The 14,934-nt window shown below is 41.8% G+C and carries 14 protein-coding genes; 9 read left to right on the forward strand and 5 right to left on the reverse strand.

Annotated features, from left to right (window positions below; translation table 11 throughout):
• Positions 1-16: 16 nt before the first annotated feature.
• Positions 17-436 carry an STAS/SEC14 domain-containing protein gene (locus PY092_RS18085; protein WP_275617180.1) on the forward strand — a complete coding sequence of 140 codons (420 nt, stop codon included), beginning with the start codon at positions 17-19 and terminating at the stop codon, positions 434-436.
• Here the strand turns inward: PY092_RS18085 and PY092_RS18090 are convergent.
• On the reverse strand, positions 433-1,974 hold the full coding sequence (locus PY092_RS18090; protein WP_275617168.1) for an NAD(P)H-hydrate dehydratase: 1,542 nt from the start codon (positions 1,972-1,974) through the stop codon (positions 433-435). The genes PY092_RS18085 and PY092_RS18090 overlap by 4 nt on opposite strands.
• A 258-nt stretch (positions 1,975-2,232) precedes the next feature.
• Between PY092_RS18090 and thrA the strand changes: the two genes are divergently transcribed.
• Genes thrA through thrC form a run of 3 tightly spaced genes read left to right on the forward strand, consistent with a single transcriptional unit; the run spans position 2,233 to position 6,904 of the window.
• Entirely contained in the window at positions 2,233-4,677 is a 2,445-nt protein-coding gene (gene thrA, locus PY092_RS18095; RefSeq protein WP_275617169.1) for a bifunctional aspartate kinase/homoserine dehydrogenase I, read from the forward strand.
• 3 nt (positions 4,678-4,680) lie between these two features.
• The gene (locus PY092_RS18100) at positions 4,681-5,604 is read left to right on the forward strand and encodes a homoserine kinase (protein WP_275617170.1); all 924 of its coding nucleotides are present in this window, start codon (positions 4,681-4,683) and stop codon (positions 5,602-5,604) included.
• A gap of 4 nt (positions 5,605-5,608) precedes the next feature.
• Positions 5,609-6,904, forward strand: a complete 1,296-nt coding sequence (thrC, locus tag PY092_RS18105; RefSeq protein WP_275617171.1) for a threonine synthase — start codon at positions 5,609-5,611, stop codon at positions 6,902-6,904.
• Here thrC and PY092_RS18110 read toward each other — a convergent pair.
• The gene (locus tag PY092_RS18110) at positions 6,901-8,517 is read right to left on the reverse strand and encodes an aminopeptidase P family protein (RefSeq protein ID WP_275617172.1); all 1,617 of its coding nucleotides are present in this window, start codon (positions 8,515-8,517) and stop codon (positions 6,901-6,903) included. The two genes, thrC and PY092_RS18110, sit on opposite strands and share 4 nt — an antisense overlap.
• Positions 8,518-8,658: 141 nt before the next feature.
• On the opposite strand from PY092_RS18110, the gene gcvT reads away from it, so the two are divergent.
• From gcvT to PY092_RS18135, 5 genes are all read left to right on the forward strand, one after another.
• Positions 8,659-9,747 carry a glycine cleavage system aminomethyltransferase GcvT gene (gcvT, locus tag PY092_RS18115; RefSeq protein WP_275617173.1) on the forward strand — a complete coding sequence of 363 codons (1,089 nt, stop codon included), beginning with the start codon at positions 8,659-8,661 and terminating at the stop codon, positions 9,745-9,747.
• 7 nt (positions 9,748-9,754) lie between these two features.
• Complete coding sequence (locus PY092_RS18120; RefSeq protein WP_275617174.1) at positions 9,755-10,573, forward strand: sugar nucleotide-binding protein; 819 nt, start codon at positions 9,755-9,757, stop codon at positions 10,571-10,573.
• Positions 10,574-10,619: 46 nt separating this feature from the next.
• A complete protein-coding gene (locus PY092_RS18125) occupies positions 10,620-10,907 on the forward strand; it encodes a 4a-hydroxytetrahydrobiopterin dehydratase (protein ID WP_275617175.1) in 288 nt (95 codons plus the stop codon).
• Positions 10,908-10,973: 66 nt separating this feature from the next.
• Complete coding sequence (locus tag PY092_RS18130; protein WP_275617176.1) at positions 10,974-11,684, forward strand: YebC/PmpR family DNA-binding transcriptional regulator; 711 nt, start codon at positions 10,974-10,976, stop codon at positions 11,682-11,684.
• Positions 11,685-11,799: 115 nt separating this feature from the next.
• Positions 11,800-12,990: a tyrosine-type recombinase/integrase gene (locus PY092_RS18135; protein ID WP_275617177.1), complete on the forward strand. Its 1,191-nt coding sequence runs from the start codon at positions 11,800-11,802 to the stop codon at positions 12,988-12,990.
• Positions 12,991-13,000: 10 nt separating this feature from the next.
• On the opposite strand, the gene PY092_RS18140 is transcribed toward PY092_RS18135, so the two are convergent.
• From PY092_RS18140 to PY092_RS18150, 3 genes are read right to left on the reverse strand one after another with little or no spacing between them, the layout of a single operon-like run.
• Positions 13,001-13,246, reverse strand: a complete 246-nt coding sequence (locus PY092_RS18140) for a MerR family transcriptional regulator (protein WP_097440229.1) — start codon at positions 13,244-13,246, stop codon at positions 13,001-13,003.
• A complete protein-coding gene (locus PY092_RS18145) occupies positions 13,246-14,268 on the reverse strand; it encodes a relaxase/mobilization nuclease domain-containing protein (RefSeq protein WP_275617178.1) in 1,023 nt (340 codons plus the stop codon). The genes PY092_RS18140 and PY092_RS18145 overlap by 1 nt, the downstream gene beginning before the upstream one ends.
• Positions 14,265-14,606, reverse strand: a complete 342-nt coding sequence (locus tag PY092_RS18150) for a plasmid mobilization protein (RefSeq protein WP_097440231.1) — start codon at positions 14,604-14,606, stop codon at positions 14,265-14,267. Before PY092_RS18150 ends, PY092_RS18145 begins: the two co-directional genes overlap by 4 nt.
• Between the last annotated feature and the right edge of the window lie 328 nt (positions 14,607-14,934).

The raw sequence follows: 14,934 nt of genomic DNA on the forward strand, positions 1-14,934 counted from the left end.
TATAATTACATTGGGGATGAAAATAACTTCTAAAAAGAAGACCGTGGTGGTACGCGAATACCAACTGGAAGTTGGGACCGTACAGGTTTTCGACAACTACATGGTTGCTTCTTTTGATGAAGGTGCTACTATAACATTAGAGAGGACCTATCAAATCATTGGAATTTCGGAAATACACTTTAGAGACAAAGACTTTGGCTATATCAGCCTTAGAAAGAATTCCTATGCGGTAGACCCCACCGTTTACAATTACCTCAGGGGCATGGACAATCTAAAGGCATTTGCCATTGTTTCCAAAAAGGAAATAGACATGCACAACTTCAATATTGAAAGGATGTTCTATAAAAAGCCGATGGAATTCTTCATAGAGTTTGACAATGCTCTGGCTTGGGTACAAAAAAGACTTGCATCAAAAAAAGGGAGAAACAGTGCTTAATTTTGACCACTTTCCTTCTGTTCCATTTCAGGTTGACGAAAGACATCCGAAAAGGCATTACCTATGTGTTCCACAATATTGGATGCCTTGAGTGCCTCATAGCCTTTGGACGACACTCCTAAATCCCCTGCCAAGCCGTGCAGGTACACTCCGAATATTGCAGCTTCGACCGAGGAATATCCTTGTGCCACAAGGCCAGTGATCATACCCGTCAACACATCTCCACTGCCCGCAGTTGCCATGCCCGGGTTTCCAGTTGTGTTCACATAACCTTTACCATTATAAATCGTAATCGTATGCGCACCCTTGATCACTAACACCAAATTATAATGGGCAGCAAATGCTTTGGCCTTTTCCAACTTTTCAAAATCAGAAGACCACTGTCCCATCAATCGCTCCAGTTCCCTCGGATGTGGAGTAAGAATCGACAAGGCTGGAACATCCTTGAGCATTTCAGGATTTTGGGATAAAATGTTCAGTCCATCCGCATCGATGACCATGGGAGAATCCACCCTTTTCAAAAAATTGCCAAAAGCTGAAACCGTATCATCATCCTGACCGATGCCAACACCTATACCAACCACAGAAGGTTCAAAAGGAATTTCTATCCCTGAAATATTCTTCTCTCTAGACCCCGTCAGCACCATCACTTCAGGAACTGCCGTTTGCAAGGAATCATAACCACATTTAGGTATAAATGCGGTTACCAGACCACTCCCAATACTCAAGCAGGCATTGCTGGCCAGTTGCACAGCACCAATCTTTCCATAACTACCACCAACAATGACCGAATGTCCATAGGTTCCCTTATGCGAAAATTTGAGCCTGGGTCGGTACATGGGCAATACTTCGGGTCGGCCGATCAGTTCAAAATCAGTTTCCGTGTTGATCATGTAATCTTGATCCAATCCAATGTCCAGAATCTCCCATTGATTGACATACACTCCGGTCTCGGGCAAAAAGAAAACCAATTTGGGCACCTGAAAACTCAATACATAACTGGAATTGACAACATACGAAGGTTCCCAAGGACCTCTATCCACAGGTAAGCCCGAAGGCACATCAACAGATAAGGTAAATGCACGTGAACTATTAATGTGCTTGATCAAATTCCCGACCCAAGCATCAGGGGCTCGATTGAGTCCTATACCAAAAATGGCATCCACTACAATATCGTTGGGCGAAATCTCAGGTAAATCACTTTCCGCATTTATAAAGTCGGGCCACACTTTCCCATCTTTCAAGCGTTCCAAGTTGAGTAAGAAATCCTCTGAACGCTTGTCGCTATAATTGACCACATATACCTTGATGGAGTAACCATGTTCATTTAACTTTCTGGCAAGCACCAAACCATCTCCCCCATTATTTCCTATTCCACAGAACAATTTGATATTGACCTGGGTACCTCGCAAACGGGAATGCATCCACTCGAACAACTGGGTAGCTGCCCTTTCCATCAATTCGTGACTCTTTATCTGTTCTTTTTGAATTGTGGATTTATCAGCTTCATAGATTTGACGTGCAGTAAAAATTTTCATTCAGCAATAAAAAAAGGTTATTTATAAAGATTTCGCAAAAAACAACACCAACAATTTGATGGAGTATTCAAAAGTACTACATTTATTACCTCATTATAGAGCAATGGAGTTAAAACAAACGGATAGTAACCTTAATTTTATGAATTCATTTTCATCTACCTTCACTATTACTATTACCACCCCTTTGGGGTAAGTCTGCTATATATAATTCCGTCCGTTTTTTAATCTATTCCCAACTTTTTTCAATAATATTTCATCATGAAAGTCTTAAAATTTGGAGGCACTTCCGTTGCAAATCCAGAAAATATAAATAAGGTCAAATCCATCCTTTGTAATCAAAAAAATGACCAAATAGCCGTGGTTGTATCAGCTTTTGGGGGTGTAACCGACCTCCTTCTGAATGCATCGCATTTAGCATCACAGCAAGATGTAAGCTACAAAAACAGCCTAAAGGAAATTGAGGACAGGCATATTTCCGCCATCAGGGAATTGATTCCTGTTACTTCACAAAGTGCTGCCCTGAGCAAAGTGAAAAGTGAGCTCAATATTCTGGAAACCTTACTTGAGGGCGCTTTTTTGATTGGCGAACTCACTCCAAAACTATCCGATAAAATCGTAAGCTACGGCGAACTGTTGTCATCCTTCATTATCAGTGAATTTTTGAAATGCGAAGGATTGGACGTTGTTTTTAAGGATAGCAGGGAACTCATTAAAACCGACAATAATTTCGGAAAGGCAAATGTGGACTTCAATATCACAAATACCAATTGTGAGACCTATTTTTCATCCACTAAAAACCAGATAACAATTTTACCCGGATTCGTAGCCTCCAGCAAAAGTGGGGATTTGACTACTCTGGGAAGAGGTGGTTCCGACTATACCGCTGCCATTATCGCAGCAGCCATAAATGCGGAAATTCTTGAGATCTGGACCGATGTCAGTGGCATGTACACCGCTAATCCAAAATTGGTGAAACAGGCAAAATGTGTGGCCCATATCAGCTACCAAGAAGCCATGGAGCTTTCCCATTTTGGTGCCAAAGTGTTATATCCCCCAACGATTCAACCTGTATTGGGAAAAGCAATTCCGATTGCCATCAAAAACACTTTCGACCCTGAAAAGCCAGGTACCCTCATCGCAAAAAACAACAATGGAAACGGTAAAACAGTTCGCGGTATCAGTCATGTGGGCAACATAAGTCTGCTATCATTGGAAGGGCCCGGCATGATCGGGATTCCTGGCATATCCAAACGATTTTTCGAAACCCTTTCAGTCAAGAACATCAGTATTGTTCTGATCACACAAGCATCATCAGAACACTCCATTTGCGTGGGCATTGCAGATGAGGACGTGGACTTGGCGGCCGAAGCGGTAAACGAAACTTTTGAATACGAAATAGCCACTAAAAAAATTAAACCCGTAATCGTCGAAAAAGATTTGACCATTGTGGCCTTGGTAGGTGACAATATGAAAAGCCACCAAGGCTTGAGCGGTAAAATGTTCAGCACTTTGGGTAAGAACAATGTGAACATCCGTGCCATTGCACAAGGGGCATCGGAACGTAATATTTCTGCCGTCATCAAAAAAGAAGATGTAAAAAAAGCGCTCAACTCGTTGCACGAAACTTTTTTCGAGGAAAACATCAAGCAGCTCAACCTATACGTGATGGGCGTGGGCAATGTGGGTTCTAAATTTTTGGAACAAATACGTCAGCAGAAAAAATATTTAAAGGAAGAACTAAAGCTCAACGTACGTGTGATCGGCATTAGTAATTCAAGAAAAATGGCCTTTGATGAAAATGGAATACCGCTAAAGGATTGGGAAAATATCCTAAATCAGGGAGAACCGGCGGACAAGGAAGTATTTTTTGACCGCATCAATACACTGAACTATCGCAACAGTATTTTTGTGGACAATACGGCCAGTGCTGAAGTATCCGAAAGCTATTCAAGCTATCTCAAAAACAGTATCTCCGTGGTCACTTGCAATAAAATTGCCTCTTCTTCGGATTACGAATATTATAAGGAACTCAAACACTTGGCCAAGGAATACAATGCTCCCTATCTATTCGAGACCAATGTGGGTGCAGGACTGCCCATCATCGACACCCTAAAGCATTTGATTGCCTCTGGCGACAAAGTCAGAAAAATACAGGCAGTGTTATCCGGTAGTTTGAATTTTGTCTTCAACACATTTGATGATTCCACCACCTTTCATGATGTGGTAAAACAGGCGCAAGAAGAAGGATACACAGAACCGGACCCTACCATCGATTTGAGTGGTGTGGACGTGATGCGAAAGATTCTTATTTTAGCCAGAGAGAGTGGTTATCAATTGAACATTGAGGATATCGAAAACGAGGCCTTCTTACCTAAGGAAAGTTTGGAAGCCAACTCCAACGAAGCTTTTTTTGAAAGTTTGAAAAAATATGAGGCCGACTTTCAAAAGTTGTACAAAGATGCAGCCGATGACGATTGCAAACTAAAATATGTGGCTCAGTTTGAGGATGGAAAGGCCAAAGTTGGCCTGAAACAAATCCCAAAAGGACACGACTTTTACAACTTAGAGGGTAGCGATAACATAGTGCTGTTCTATACAGACCGATATGTGGACCAACCCTTGATCATAAAAGGTGCCGGTGCGGGTGCCGATGTTACTGCATCGGGTATCTTTGCGGATATCGTTCGAATCGGAAACTTTTAAGCCATGGAGAAAATAAAAGTATTTTGCCCTGCGACCATCGCCAATGTATCATGTGGTTTTGATGTACTTGGTTTAGCGCTCGACTCCGTGGGTGATGAAATGACGGTTCGCAAAACTGCTGACAAAGGAATTCGAATCTCCAAAATAATTGGACAGGACCTTCCTATGGAAGCGGAGAAAAATGTGGCAGGGGTAGCCGGTTTGGCCCTTTTGGCAAAAAGTGATTACGATGGTGGTTTTGAAATTGAAATCGATAAACGGATAAAACCGGGAAGCGGAATTGGTAGTAGTGCTGCAAGTTCAACGGGAGCCGTTTGGGCCATGAACGAACTATTGGGAAATCCCTTTTCCAAACTCGAACTGGTTCAGTTTGCTATGGAAGGGGAAAAACTGGCCAGCGATGTGGCCCATGCCGATAATGTTGCTCCTGCCATATACGGAGGGTTCACTTTGGTTCGAAGCTATGAGCCGCTCGACATTATCCCGATTCCAACACCATCGGAACTGTATGCCACGGTAATCCATCCACAGATAGAGATCAAGACTTCAGACTCCCGAAAAATTTTAAAGACCACGATTTCCATGCAACAAGGCATTCAACAATGGGGCAATTTGGGCGGGCTGGTCGCTGGACTGTTCCAAAACGACTATGATCTTATCGGCCGCTCACTGCACGACCACATTGTGGAGCCCATTCGTTCCATTCTTATTCCAGCTTTTGATGACATTAAGGCCAATGCCTTAAAAGCAGGCGCCCTTGGAAGCGGGATTTCCGGGTCGGGGCCTTCTATTTTTGCTCTGAGCAAAGGAGAGGAAACTGCCAAACAGGTGGCCGAGTCCATGAAAAAAACCTATCAAAACATTGCAGTGGATTTCGACATCCATATTTCCAAAGTAAATAGCCAAGGCGTAAAGAAAATTGCTTAAATCCATGAAATTCTACAGTCTCAACAACCAAAACATACAGGCTTCGTTCAGAGAGGCCGTCATTGCAGGAATCGCCCCGGACAAGGGACTTTACTTTCCCGAGAGCATCACACCGCTTCCTGCTGATTTTTTTGAACATATTGAAGAGCTTTCCAATCAAGAAATCGCCTTTCAGGCCATTCATCAATTTGTGAGCGATGACATTCCTGATGAGGCCTTGAAAGAGATCATCGCCAATACGTTGGATTTTGAGTTTCCTGTGGTCAACATAGAAGAAAATGTGGCGACTTTGGAACTTTTCCATGGTCCCACTATGGCTTTTAAAGATGTTGGAGCCCGATTTATGGCCAACTGTCTTGGCTACTTCTCCAAAGGAGAAAAACAAGATGTGACGGTTCTCGTGGCCACTTCGGGAGATACGGGTGGTGCCGTTGCCAATGGCTTTTTAGGAGTGGATGGTGTAAAAGTAGTCATCCTCTACCCTAGTGGAAAAGTAAGCGAGATCCAAGAGAAACAATTGACCACCTTGGGCCAAAATATCGAGGCCATGGAAGTGGATGGCGTTTTTGATGATTGCCAACGCATGGTAAAGACCGCTTTTCTGGATACCGAAATCACGGATCATAAAAAATTGACCTCGGCCAACAGTATCAATGTCGCCCGATGGCTGCCCCAGCTTTTCTACTTTTTGTTTGCCTACAAACAGGCAAAATCAAAAGGCAAGGAAATTGTCTTTTCGGTGCCATCAGGGAATTTTGGCAACATCTGTGCAGGAATGGTGGCCCAAAAATTGGGAATGCCCGTCAAACATTTTGTGGCCTCCACCAATGTGAACAATGTGGTGCCCAAATTCATGAAAGATGGTGTTTACGAACCCATGCCCTCCATAGCGACCATTTCCAATGCCATGGACGTTGGAGACCCGAGTAATTTTGTCCGAATCAGGCATTTGTACCAAGATGATTTGAAAACGCTACAAGAAAGCCTTTCCTCATACTCCTTTACCGATGAGAATACCAAAGCAATCATGAAGAAGGTATATTCCAATACGGGATATGTACTAGATCCGCATGGTGCCGTGGGGTATTTGGGACTCAAGGAATATCAAAAATCCCATCCCGGCACCTATGGTATTTTCTTGGAAACGGCACATCCCGTCAAGTTTTTGGATGTGGCAGAGGAAACCTTGGGTTTGAGCCCAAAGATTCCTCCACAAATCATGAAAGTAATGGACAAGGACAAAAAATCACATGCCATTGCTACTTACAAAAAGCTAAAACAATACCTCCTAAAGAATTAATCCAACTTGGGCAGTTGAAAACTGTCCAAGGGACTAGGTTGTTTCATCACTTCTTCGATTTCCTCTGCCTTTCTAGGTGCCATTCCCGAAAGATTGATGGGTCCATTTTCGGTAATCAGGATGTCATCCTCGATTCTAACAGCAATGCCCCACCATTTTTCATCGCAATCACTATCTTCTGGAATGTAAATACCAGGTTCGACGGTAATCACTTGATTGGGTTTAAATGCTTGATAGGTTCCTGGATCGTGTACATCCAACCCTAAATAATGGGATGTTCCGTGTGGAAAATATTTTCTTGCTTCTTTGGCTTCCTTGATAATCCCTAAATCCACCAATCCTTTGGCAACCACTTCGTACGATGCTTTGTGCGGATCTCTGAACGAAGCCCCCACAACGCTGGCAGCAATCCCAGCTTCCTGAGCGTTGTACACAATATCATATATGGCCTTTTGCTCAGGTGAGAACTTTCCATTGGCAGGAATGGTTCGCGTCACATCCGCGGTGTAACCATGGTACTCGGCCCCCAAATCCATCAACACCAAATCATCGCCAACCTTGGTCTTGTTGTTTTCAATGTAATGGAGAATACAACCATTGTGACCACCACCTACAATGGAGGGGTACCCTTCGTACTCGGCTCCGTATTTTTTATACACATATTCGTGCACTCCCTGGATCTCGGTCTCGGACATGTTCGGGTGCATGGCTTTCATTACCTCAATTTGACCTACTGCAGAAATTTCAACGGCTTTTTTCAAAAGCTCCATTTCCTCTGGGGTCTTGTCTTGGCGCAACTCGGCCATTGCCTTTGGCAAAATACTGGAGTCCAGATTGGTAGAACGTTGGATCACCAACACTTTATTTTTGATTTCATCCCTAATTTCTTCATTGTTGGCACTTACAAAATCATTTAAAATCTCATCATCCTGTAATTCAGGATAACGATTCAAGTACCTTTCAATGGTTTGGGCCACTTCTTCACTATTCTCGGAAGTTGCTGTGGATATCCTTTTATACAAGTCGTTTCTAACGGGATTGTAATCTGCCGGATAGTTTGCTTTTACCTTGAACGTCTTTATCAAATCGAACAGATCAGCACTCCCCGATTTATCCCTGTAATCATTATGGAAATCCACAAACGACACATTGTCGAACGATGTGAAATCCAAGGGAAAATTCTCAAATTCACTTCCATTGAAAACCATTTCAAAGCCCAACTGCTCCTTTACTCCTTCCACACCCAAACGTTTTCCCGTCCATTGTTCGGCCCTAGGGTCCCTCTCCTGCACATAGAAGATTTCATCGAATGTATTCCCGGATGCATCTGTCTGCTCTTCGGAAAAAATGACCAAAACCGCATTGGGTTCCTTATAACCGGTCAAATAATAAAAATTAGGGTCTTGGTGATAAACGTAATCCACATCATTGGCACGGTTCCGCTCCGCATTGGCAAATAGGACCACTGCTGTGTTGGGTGGCAGCTTTTCCCTTACTGCATCCCTGCGGCCTTTATGAAAATCGGCGGGTAGGTAATCAGTGGGTAAATCCTGTGAAATTGCCTGAGAAGCAATCATTAGGACAAATAATAGGCTTAAAGTTAATTTTGACATGATCATATATTTTGATCAAAATACGAATTTTGATCAGATTACATATTGTAAGTTGTTGCAATTTTATACAAATCATAACTCCCGAAACCAAGTGTATCCTTAATTAATTCTATAAATTTGCCCATCCTAAAAACAAACTCAATGAAAAATACTGCACTTACCAAAACGCATGAGGCGTTGGGAGCTAAAATGGTACCTTTTGCGGGTTATAATATGCCCGTTTCCTACGAAGGTGTGAATATTGAACACGAGACCGTGCGAAAGGGAGTGGGCGTATTCGATGTTTCCCACATGGGCGAATTTTTGATCGAAGGGCCAAAAGCTTTGGAACTTATCCAAAAAGTCACTTCCAATGATGCCTCTAAATTGACCGTGGGGAAAGCACAGTATAGTTGTTTACCGAACGAAACAGATGGTATCGTTGACGATCTTATTGTATACAGGGTAAAGGATGAAACCTATCTTTTAGTGGTGAACGCTTCGAATATAGACAAGGATTGGGAACACATTTCCAAATACAATAAGGATATTGGTGCGGATATGCGCAATATTTCCGAGGATTACTCCCTTTTGGCCATTCAAGGCCCTAAGGCCATTGAAGCCATGCAATCCATTACTTCCGTGGATTTATCCGCAATCAAATTCTACAACTTCGTGGTAGGCGATTTTGCAGGAATCGAGCATGTCATTATTTCTGCTACAGGTTACACGGGATCAGGTGGTTTTGAAATCTACTGCAAGAATTCCGAAGTACAGCAAGTTTGGGACAAAGTTTTGGAAGCAGGAACTGATTTTGGCATTAAACCGATTGGGTTGGCCGCACGTGACACCTTGCGCTTGGAAATGGGCTATTGCCTTTATGGAAATGATATCGATGATACCACTTCCCCCCTTGAGGCAGGCTTGGGATGGATTACCAAATTCACCAAGGATTTTGTGAACAGTGAGGCTTTGGCCAAGCAAAAGGAAGAAGGTCCCAAAAGGAAGTTGATCGCATTCCAGTTAGAGGAAAGAGGTATTCCAAGAAAAGGATACCCCATTTTGGATGCTGATGACAATGGAATTGGAAAAGTGACCTCGGGGACCATGTCGCCTTCACTTTCCAAAGGAATCGGACTTGGTTATGTGACCACTGAATTTTCCAAGGTGGAAACCCCCATCCATATTCAAATACGTAAAAACAGCATTTTGGCAACCGTTGTAAAACTGCCATTTTATAAAAACAGTTGATTGGCCTTTGGATAAAAAAAAGATACTGATATTAGGAGCGAGTGGATTTATTGGCAATGCCATATACAAGGAACTCTGCTCCTATTTTGATACGTATGGCACCTACTTTTCCAATCGCTCCTTTACCAATAACAAACAGTTTGTGAGGTATGATTTGGAGGAAGATGATATTTTCCAGATTTTGGAGCAGATAAAACCCGACATCATCATATCATCACTTCGGGGCAACTTTCCAGCACAGATTCAAGCGCACCAACATATAATGGAGTATTTGATGAAGTCCGATGCCAAACTGTACTTCATTTCCTCGGCCAATGTCTTTGATGCCTATAGCAAGTTTCCATCATACGAACATGACAAAACTTTGTCCTTAAGTGTTTATGGCCGTCTCAAAATAAAAATCGAGAACATGATGATGCGGTTGCCCAAGGAAAAAACGGCCATTTTGAGGGTGCCTATGGTATTTGGCAACTCCTCGCCAAGAATCAAGGAAATCAAGGAAAACATCGAGAACAATGAACCCATTGAGGTATTCCCAAACCTGATCATCAATGTAACCAATGACGATAGGCTCACACAACAAATCCACTACCTCATCAACAGGAACAAAACGGGCATTTACCATTTGGGCAGCAGCGACCTCATCCAGCACGAGGAATTCATAAAGGAGGTAATTGAACACATGGGAAATTACCATCCCGTGTACAAAAGGGTCTACACCACCAATGAGGATAGATATTTGGCCGCTTTGCCCAAAGACAACATACTACCAAAGAACCTTCGTATCAGTTGTCAAGAGATCATTGACCATCATCTGCCCGTATAGTTTTCCAATCCCAATTCAATTGGTTATCTTCTAGGAAAACAGATTTATGAAAAAGTTGAACACCAATGAAATTGAAAAAAACCTAAAAAAACTATCAGGCTGGAGCCTAAACGATGATATGATTGAGAAGTCCTTCACTTTTAAGGACTTTAAAGAGGCCTTCTCGGTAATGACACATATCGCCTTCGTATGTGAAAAACAAAACCACCACCCCAATTGGGAAAATGCCTACAATAGCCTTACCATAAAACTCAGCACGCACGATGCGGGCGGTATTACCCAAAAGGATATTGACCTTGCCAAAACCATTGATGATATTGTAGCTCAAGGTTGAAAATTTTTCAACTTGACATAGGGGCATTTTTTGTTAAATTTGCCTTCATCCAGAATTTAAGATTTTATGGGAAGAGCGTTCGAATTTAGAAAAGCACGAAAAATGAAACGTTGGGCAGCAATGTCCAAAGCGTTTACCAGAATTGGAAAAGATATTGTAATGGCTGTCAAGGAAGGTGGTCCTGACCCTGATGCCAATTCCAAGTTACGTGCCGTAATTCAGAATGCAAAGTCCGTGAACATGCCCAAGGACAATATCGAACGTGCCATTAAAAGGGCCTCGGACAAAAGCCAGGGCGACTACAAAGAAGTGCTTTTTGAAGGTTACGCACCTCATGGCATCGCCATTTTGATTGAGACCGCTACCGATAACAATACACGTACCGTTGCCAATATCCGAAGCTATTTCAATAAATGCAATGGTAGTTTGGGCACCTCGGGGTCAGTGGAATTTATGTTTGACCATACCTGTAACTTCACTATCAATGGAGAGGGTTTGGACCCCGAGGAACTGGAACTGGAAATGATTGATTTTGGTGCCGAAGAAGTGTTTGTGGATGAGGATGGCATCCATATTTATGCACCTTTTGAAAATTTTGGGGGCATCCAAAAAGAGTTGGAGTCCAGGGAGATTGAGATCATTTCTTCTGGCTTTGACAGAATTCCACAAGTGACCAAGGAACTTAATGAAGAAGAGGTTGCCGATGTGGAAAAACTTTTGGAAAAAATCGAAGAGGACGATGATGTTCAGAACGTGTACCACACCATGGAGGAATAATCCCTGAAACACCTTATAATACTAGCAAAAGCCCCTATTTTACATAGGGGTTTTATTTTTTATAATCCTTTATAATTGTTTATATTTGATTGAATTCCGAACAAATAACGAACAAATGAATTTTAACTATTATCTTTCCCATTATGTGAAGAAGAATGGCACTCAGATGGTCAGACTTAAAATGGAGACTTCTAAAAAAGATGTTCAGTATTTAGATTCCGGAATATCAATCCAAAAAAATCAATGGGATGACAGAAAGAAAAAAATAAAAAGACATCCCTTAGAAGAGAAACTTAATGCCAACCTCCAATCGTTTCTTATTTCTGTTCAACAACTCTACTATAGCAATAAGGGGGTATCGGCAAAGCGACTACATTTTTTATATAAAAACAATAAAAAATACGACTCCACTTCCTTTTTAGACTTCTACCAACAAATTGTCGATGAAGCTAAACTAAAAGGGAAAATACGCACGGCCAACACGCAACAGAAGTATATAGATAAACTAAAAAAATTCTCAAGCCATGTTTCATTCTCCGATCTTTCAGTCCAGTTTGCAAAGGATTACGAAAAGTGGATGCTTGAAAAAGGAAACAAAATAAATACAGTAGCATCAAATTTCAAGTCAATGTACGCTGTTTTAAATAAGGCATTGAAAATGGGTATTATCAAAGAAAACCCAATACGAGGCTACTCGATAGTAACTGAAAACGTACAGAAAGAGTCATTAACCTTTGAAGAAATCAGCAGACTTTCAGAATTGGAAATCCCTGCTAGGTTTAAAGGAATGGTTAAGGCAAGGGACATGTTCTTGTTTTCCTTCTATACCGCTGGCATGAGATTTTCTGATATATGTGAACTTAAATGGGAAAATATTGTCGGAAATGAAATTGTCTATACTATGGGTAAATCCAGGACTAGAGCTGGGGCTAAAAGAACCTTGCCTCTGACTCCAAAGGCCATGGCTATTTTAAAAGATTATGAAGGCAGAAATAACACTTTTATCTTCCCACCACTGTATGGAATGGACAATAAAAACGTAGAAGAAATAGAACGCAAACTATATATTGCAAATAATGCCGTAAACCGTGCATTGCGCAATGCTTGTGAAAAAGCAGGTATAGGAAAATGGGTGAATATGCATATGGCTAAGCACTCCTTTGCAGATTTTGCTGTAAAAAACGATACCGGTCTCTTACTGATTTCTAAACTTTTGGGACACACAAAATTATCTACTACCCAGCACTATCTTAAAGATTTTTACCATAAAGAGGAGGCTGAGGAAATGAACAGGTTGTTCGGTTAATGTTGTATAGTCAGTTTATCGTAATGTAATACCCACTATCGACTTTGATGGATATTTCGCCTTTCCTTAACTTTAGGTTTATCGTTTCGATGTCCTCTCTTGGATACAAATATTTTTTACCCACTTTAAAGAAATCGACCAATCCTTGATCTCGTAAGGATTGCATTATCTGTCCATTATAGGCAATACCCAATCGCTCACAAAATGCCTTCCCTGTAAGATTCAATGGCTCTATATGTACGCTTGCGGTTTTCACTACCTACTTCTACCTTTTTTTCTTCGTCTTCGCCAAAGCGGACCATCGAGTTCGTTTTTGTAATTATTGAACGGTTCGGGTCCTAGGATATCCTTTTCAGAAAGTCCCAAATGATCCGTTGGTTGGCCAATAACTTCCCCTGCCCTTCCGATAATACTTTTTGATTGTTTCTGATTTTCTCCTGGCCCTTCTTTACCTGCGTCAATCCCTCTAAAATCTCCTTGTTCTGTTGCATTAGTTTGGAGAACAATTGCACGGTCTCTGATTTGTTCATAGTCGATTTGTTTTATGATGTTGTTCCATGAATATTGCCTTCCCAAGCTGCTTCCCTTATAAATAACTCCTTCGTAGCTGAAGGAAATGCCGGAAACTCTTCCTGTAGTCTTACTGATGTTAAATTTTGGCTGAATATTCTTTTTCTGTAATTGATAAATTAACTCCTCTATATTTTCCGAGCGCTTTAAAGCCTCCATCAACTGTTGTTGCAGTAAACTTTTTACAGGTGCGTCCCCGGTCCTAAGCGTTTTCTCGATTTCGTTTTGTGTTAGGGCCGCCTTTCGCACAGAAGGTTCCTCGGTAAGTTGGGAGAGCCCATATTTCTTTTCCAATTTCCTTACCAAAAGCTCACTTCTCTTGTAATCCTTGCTATCGCTGACCAATTCTCCGGAAAATTTTATCCTGTTCGCCACAATATGGATATGTTGGTGACTTTGGTCATCGTGGCGGTACATTATATATTGGTTATCGTCGAATCCCATTCCTTTTAGATACTCCAATCCCATGGAAACAAAACTTTTGTCGTTCATTTTTTCATCGGGAGGAAGGTTAAGGGATACGTGATACACGGCTTTGCCCAACCTGGGACGTAATTGCCTGACCAAATTGAATTCCTTGGACATATCCACCGCGTTGCCCAAATCGATGTTGGCATCTAGTACACAGGCCTGACCAATTCCAACCTTTTTTTGGTTGTAGGCCAACAGTCCGTAAAAGTCCTTTCCCTTTATCTGCTTGGCTATCATTTATCCTTGATATTTGATTTTAATTCGCCTAAAAGATTCCGTAGTTCTGACAACTGTAGAGACAGATTTTTTGGAGCGTGCATGCGCAGATGGGAATTTTTGGAAAGCTGGTTGATGTTGTTGCCTATACGGCTCAACTCTACGAACAGTCTCCTATCCTCCGGTGTTACCTTGGTTCTCGGTAGCGGTCTGCCTATTACTTTTTTTCGGATATAATCCGGTATTCCCATACCCAATGTTGCCGCATTACCAGAGACGATCAGGTATTCATTGACCGTCATCCGAACGTTGACCCGTATCGCTTTCAATGATTCAATATCCTTTTTTGGCCGTGCCATAATTCTGGGGTTTGGGGAGGATCCCCAACAAGCCTGCGAACAAAGTGAGCTGTTTTTGCTTGCAAAAACATGGCTTGCTACGTGACCTCCGATTAACTTATGGCAAACCTAAGGGCAAGTGAAGAAACGGTTTTTAAGTGCTGTACATAAAATAATGTACACCACTTTTTAGGAACAAAGTAATACTTCTTGGTATTTCTCGAGACTGTAAACTGAACTCTGTCTGAAAAAGATTAGAAGTATTAATTTTATTCAGACAGTACCATGACAAAGAAAGAACAGACAGAATTTGAAAAGAAGGTGCTCGAGCAGTTCATGTCGGGCAAGA

The organism is Flagellimonas yonaguniensis, assembly GCF_029193885.1.
Lineage (GTDB): Bacteria > Bacteroidota > Bacteroidia > Flavobacteriales > Flavobacteriaceae > Flagellimonas > Flagellimonas yonaguniensis.

Bases quoted from the DNA above. Each gene is read 5' to 3' on its own strand.
- PY092_RS18085 (WP_275617180.1), top strand. From the start codon at position 17: ATGAAAATAACTTCTAAAAAGAAGACCGTGGTGGTACGCGAATACCAA.
- PY092_RS18090 (WP_275617168.1), bottom strand. From the start codon at position 1,974: ATGAAAATTTTTACTGCACGTCAAATCTATGAAGCTGATAAATCCACA.
- thrA (WP_275617169.1), top strand. From the start codon at position 2,233: ATGAAAGTCTTAAAATTTGGAGGCACTTCCGTTGCAAATCCAGAAAAT.
- PY092_RS18100 (WP_275617170.1), top strand. From the start codon at position 4,681: ATGGAGAAAATAAAAGTATTTTGCCCTGCGACCATCGCCAATGTATCA.
- thrC (WP_275617171.1), top strand. From the start codon at position 5,609: ATGAAATTCTACAGTCTCAACAACCAAAACATACAGGCTTCGTTCAGA.
- PY092_RS18110 (WP_275617172.1), bottom strand. From the start codon at position 8,517: ATGTCAAAATTAACTTTAAGCCTATTATTTGTCCTAATGATTGCTTCT.
- gcvT (WP_275617173.1), top strand. From the start codon at position 8,659: ATGAAAAATACTGCACTTACCAAAACGCATGAGGCGTTGGGAGCTAAA.
- PY092_RS18125 (WP_275617175.1), top strand. From the start codon at position 10,620: ATGAAAAAGTTGAACACCAATGAAATTGAAAAAAACCTAAAAAAACTA.
- PY092_RS18130 (WP_275617176.1), top strand. From the start codon at position 10,974: ATGGGAAGAGCGTTCGAATTTAGAAAAGCACGAAAAATGAAACGTTGG.
- PY092_RS18135 (WP_275617177.1), top strand. From the start codon at position 11,800: ATGAATTTTAACTATTATCTTTCCCATTATGTGAAGAAGAATGGCACT.
- PY092_RS18145 (WP_275617178.1), bottom strand. From the start codon at position 14,268: ATGATAGCCAAGCAGATAAAGGGAAAGGACTTTTACGGACTGTTGGCC.
- PY092_RS18150 (WP_097440231.1), bottom strand. From the start codon at position 14,606: ATGGCACGGCCAAAAAAGGATATTGAATCATTGAAAGCGATACGGGTC.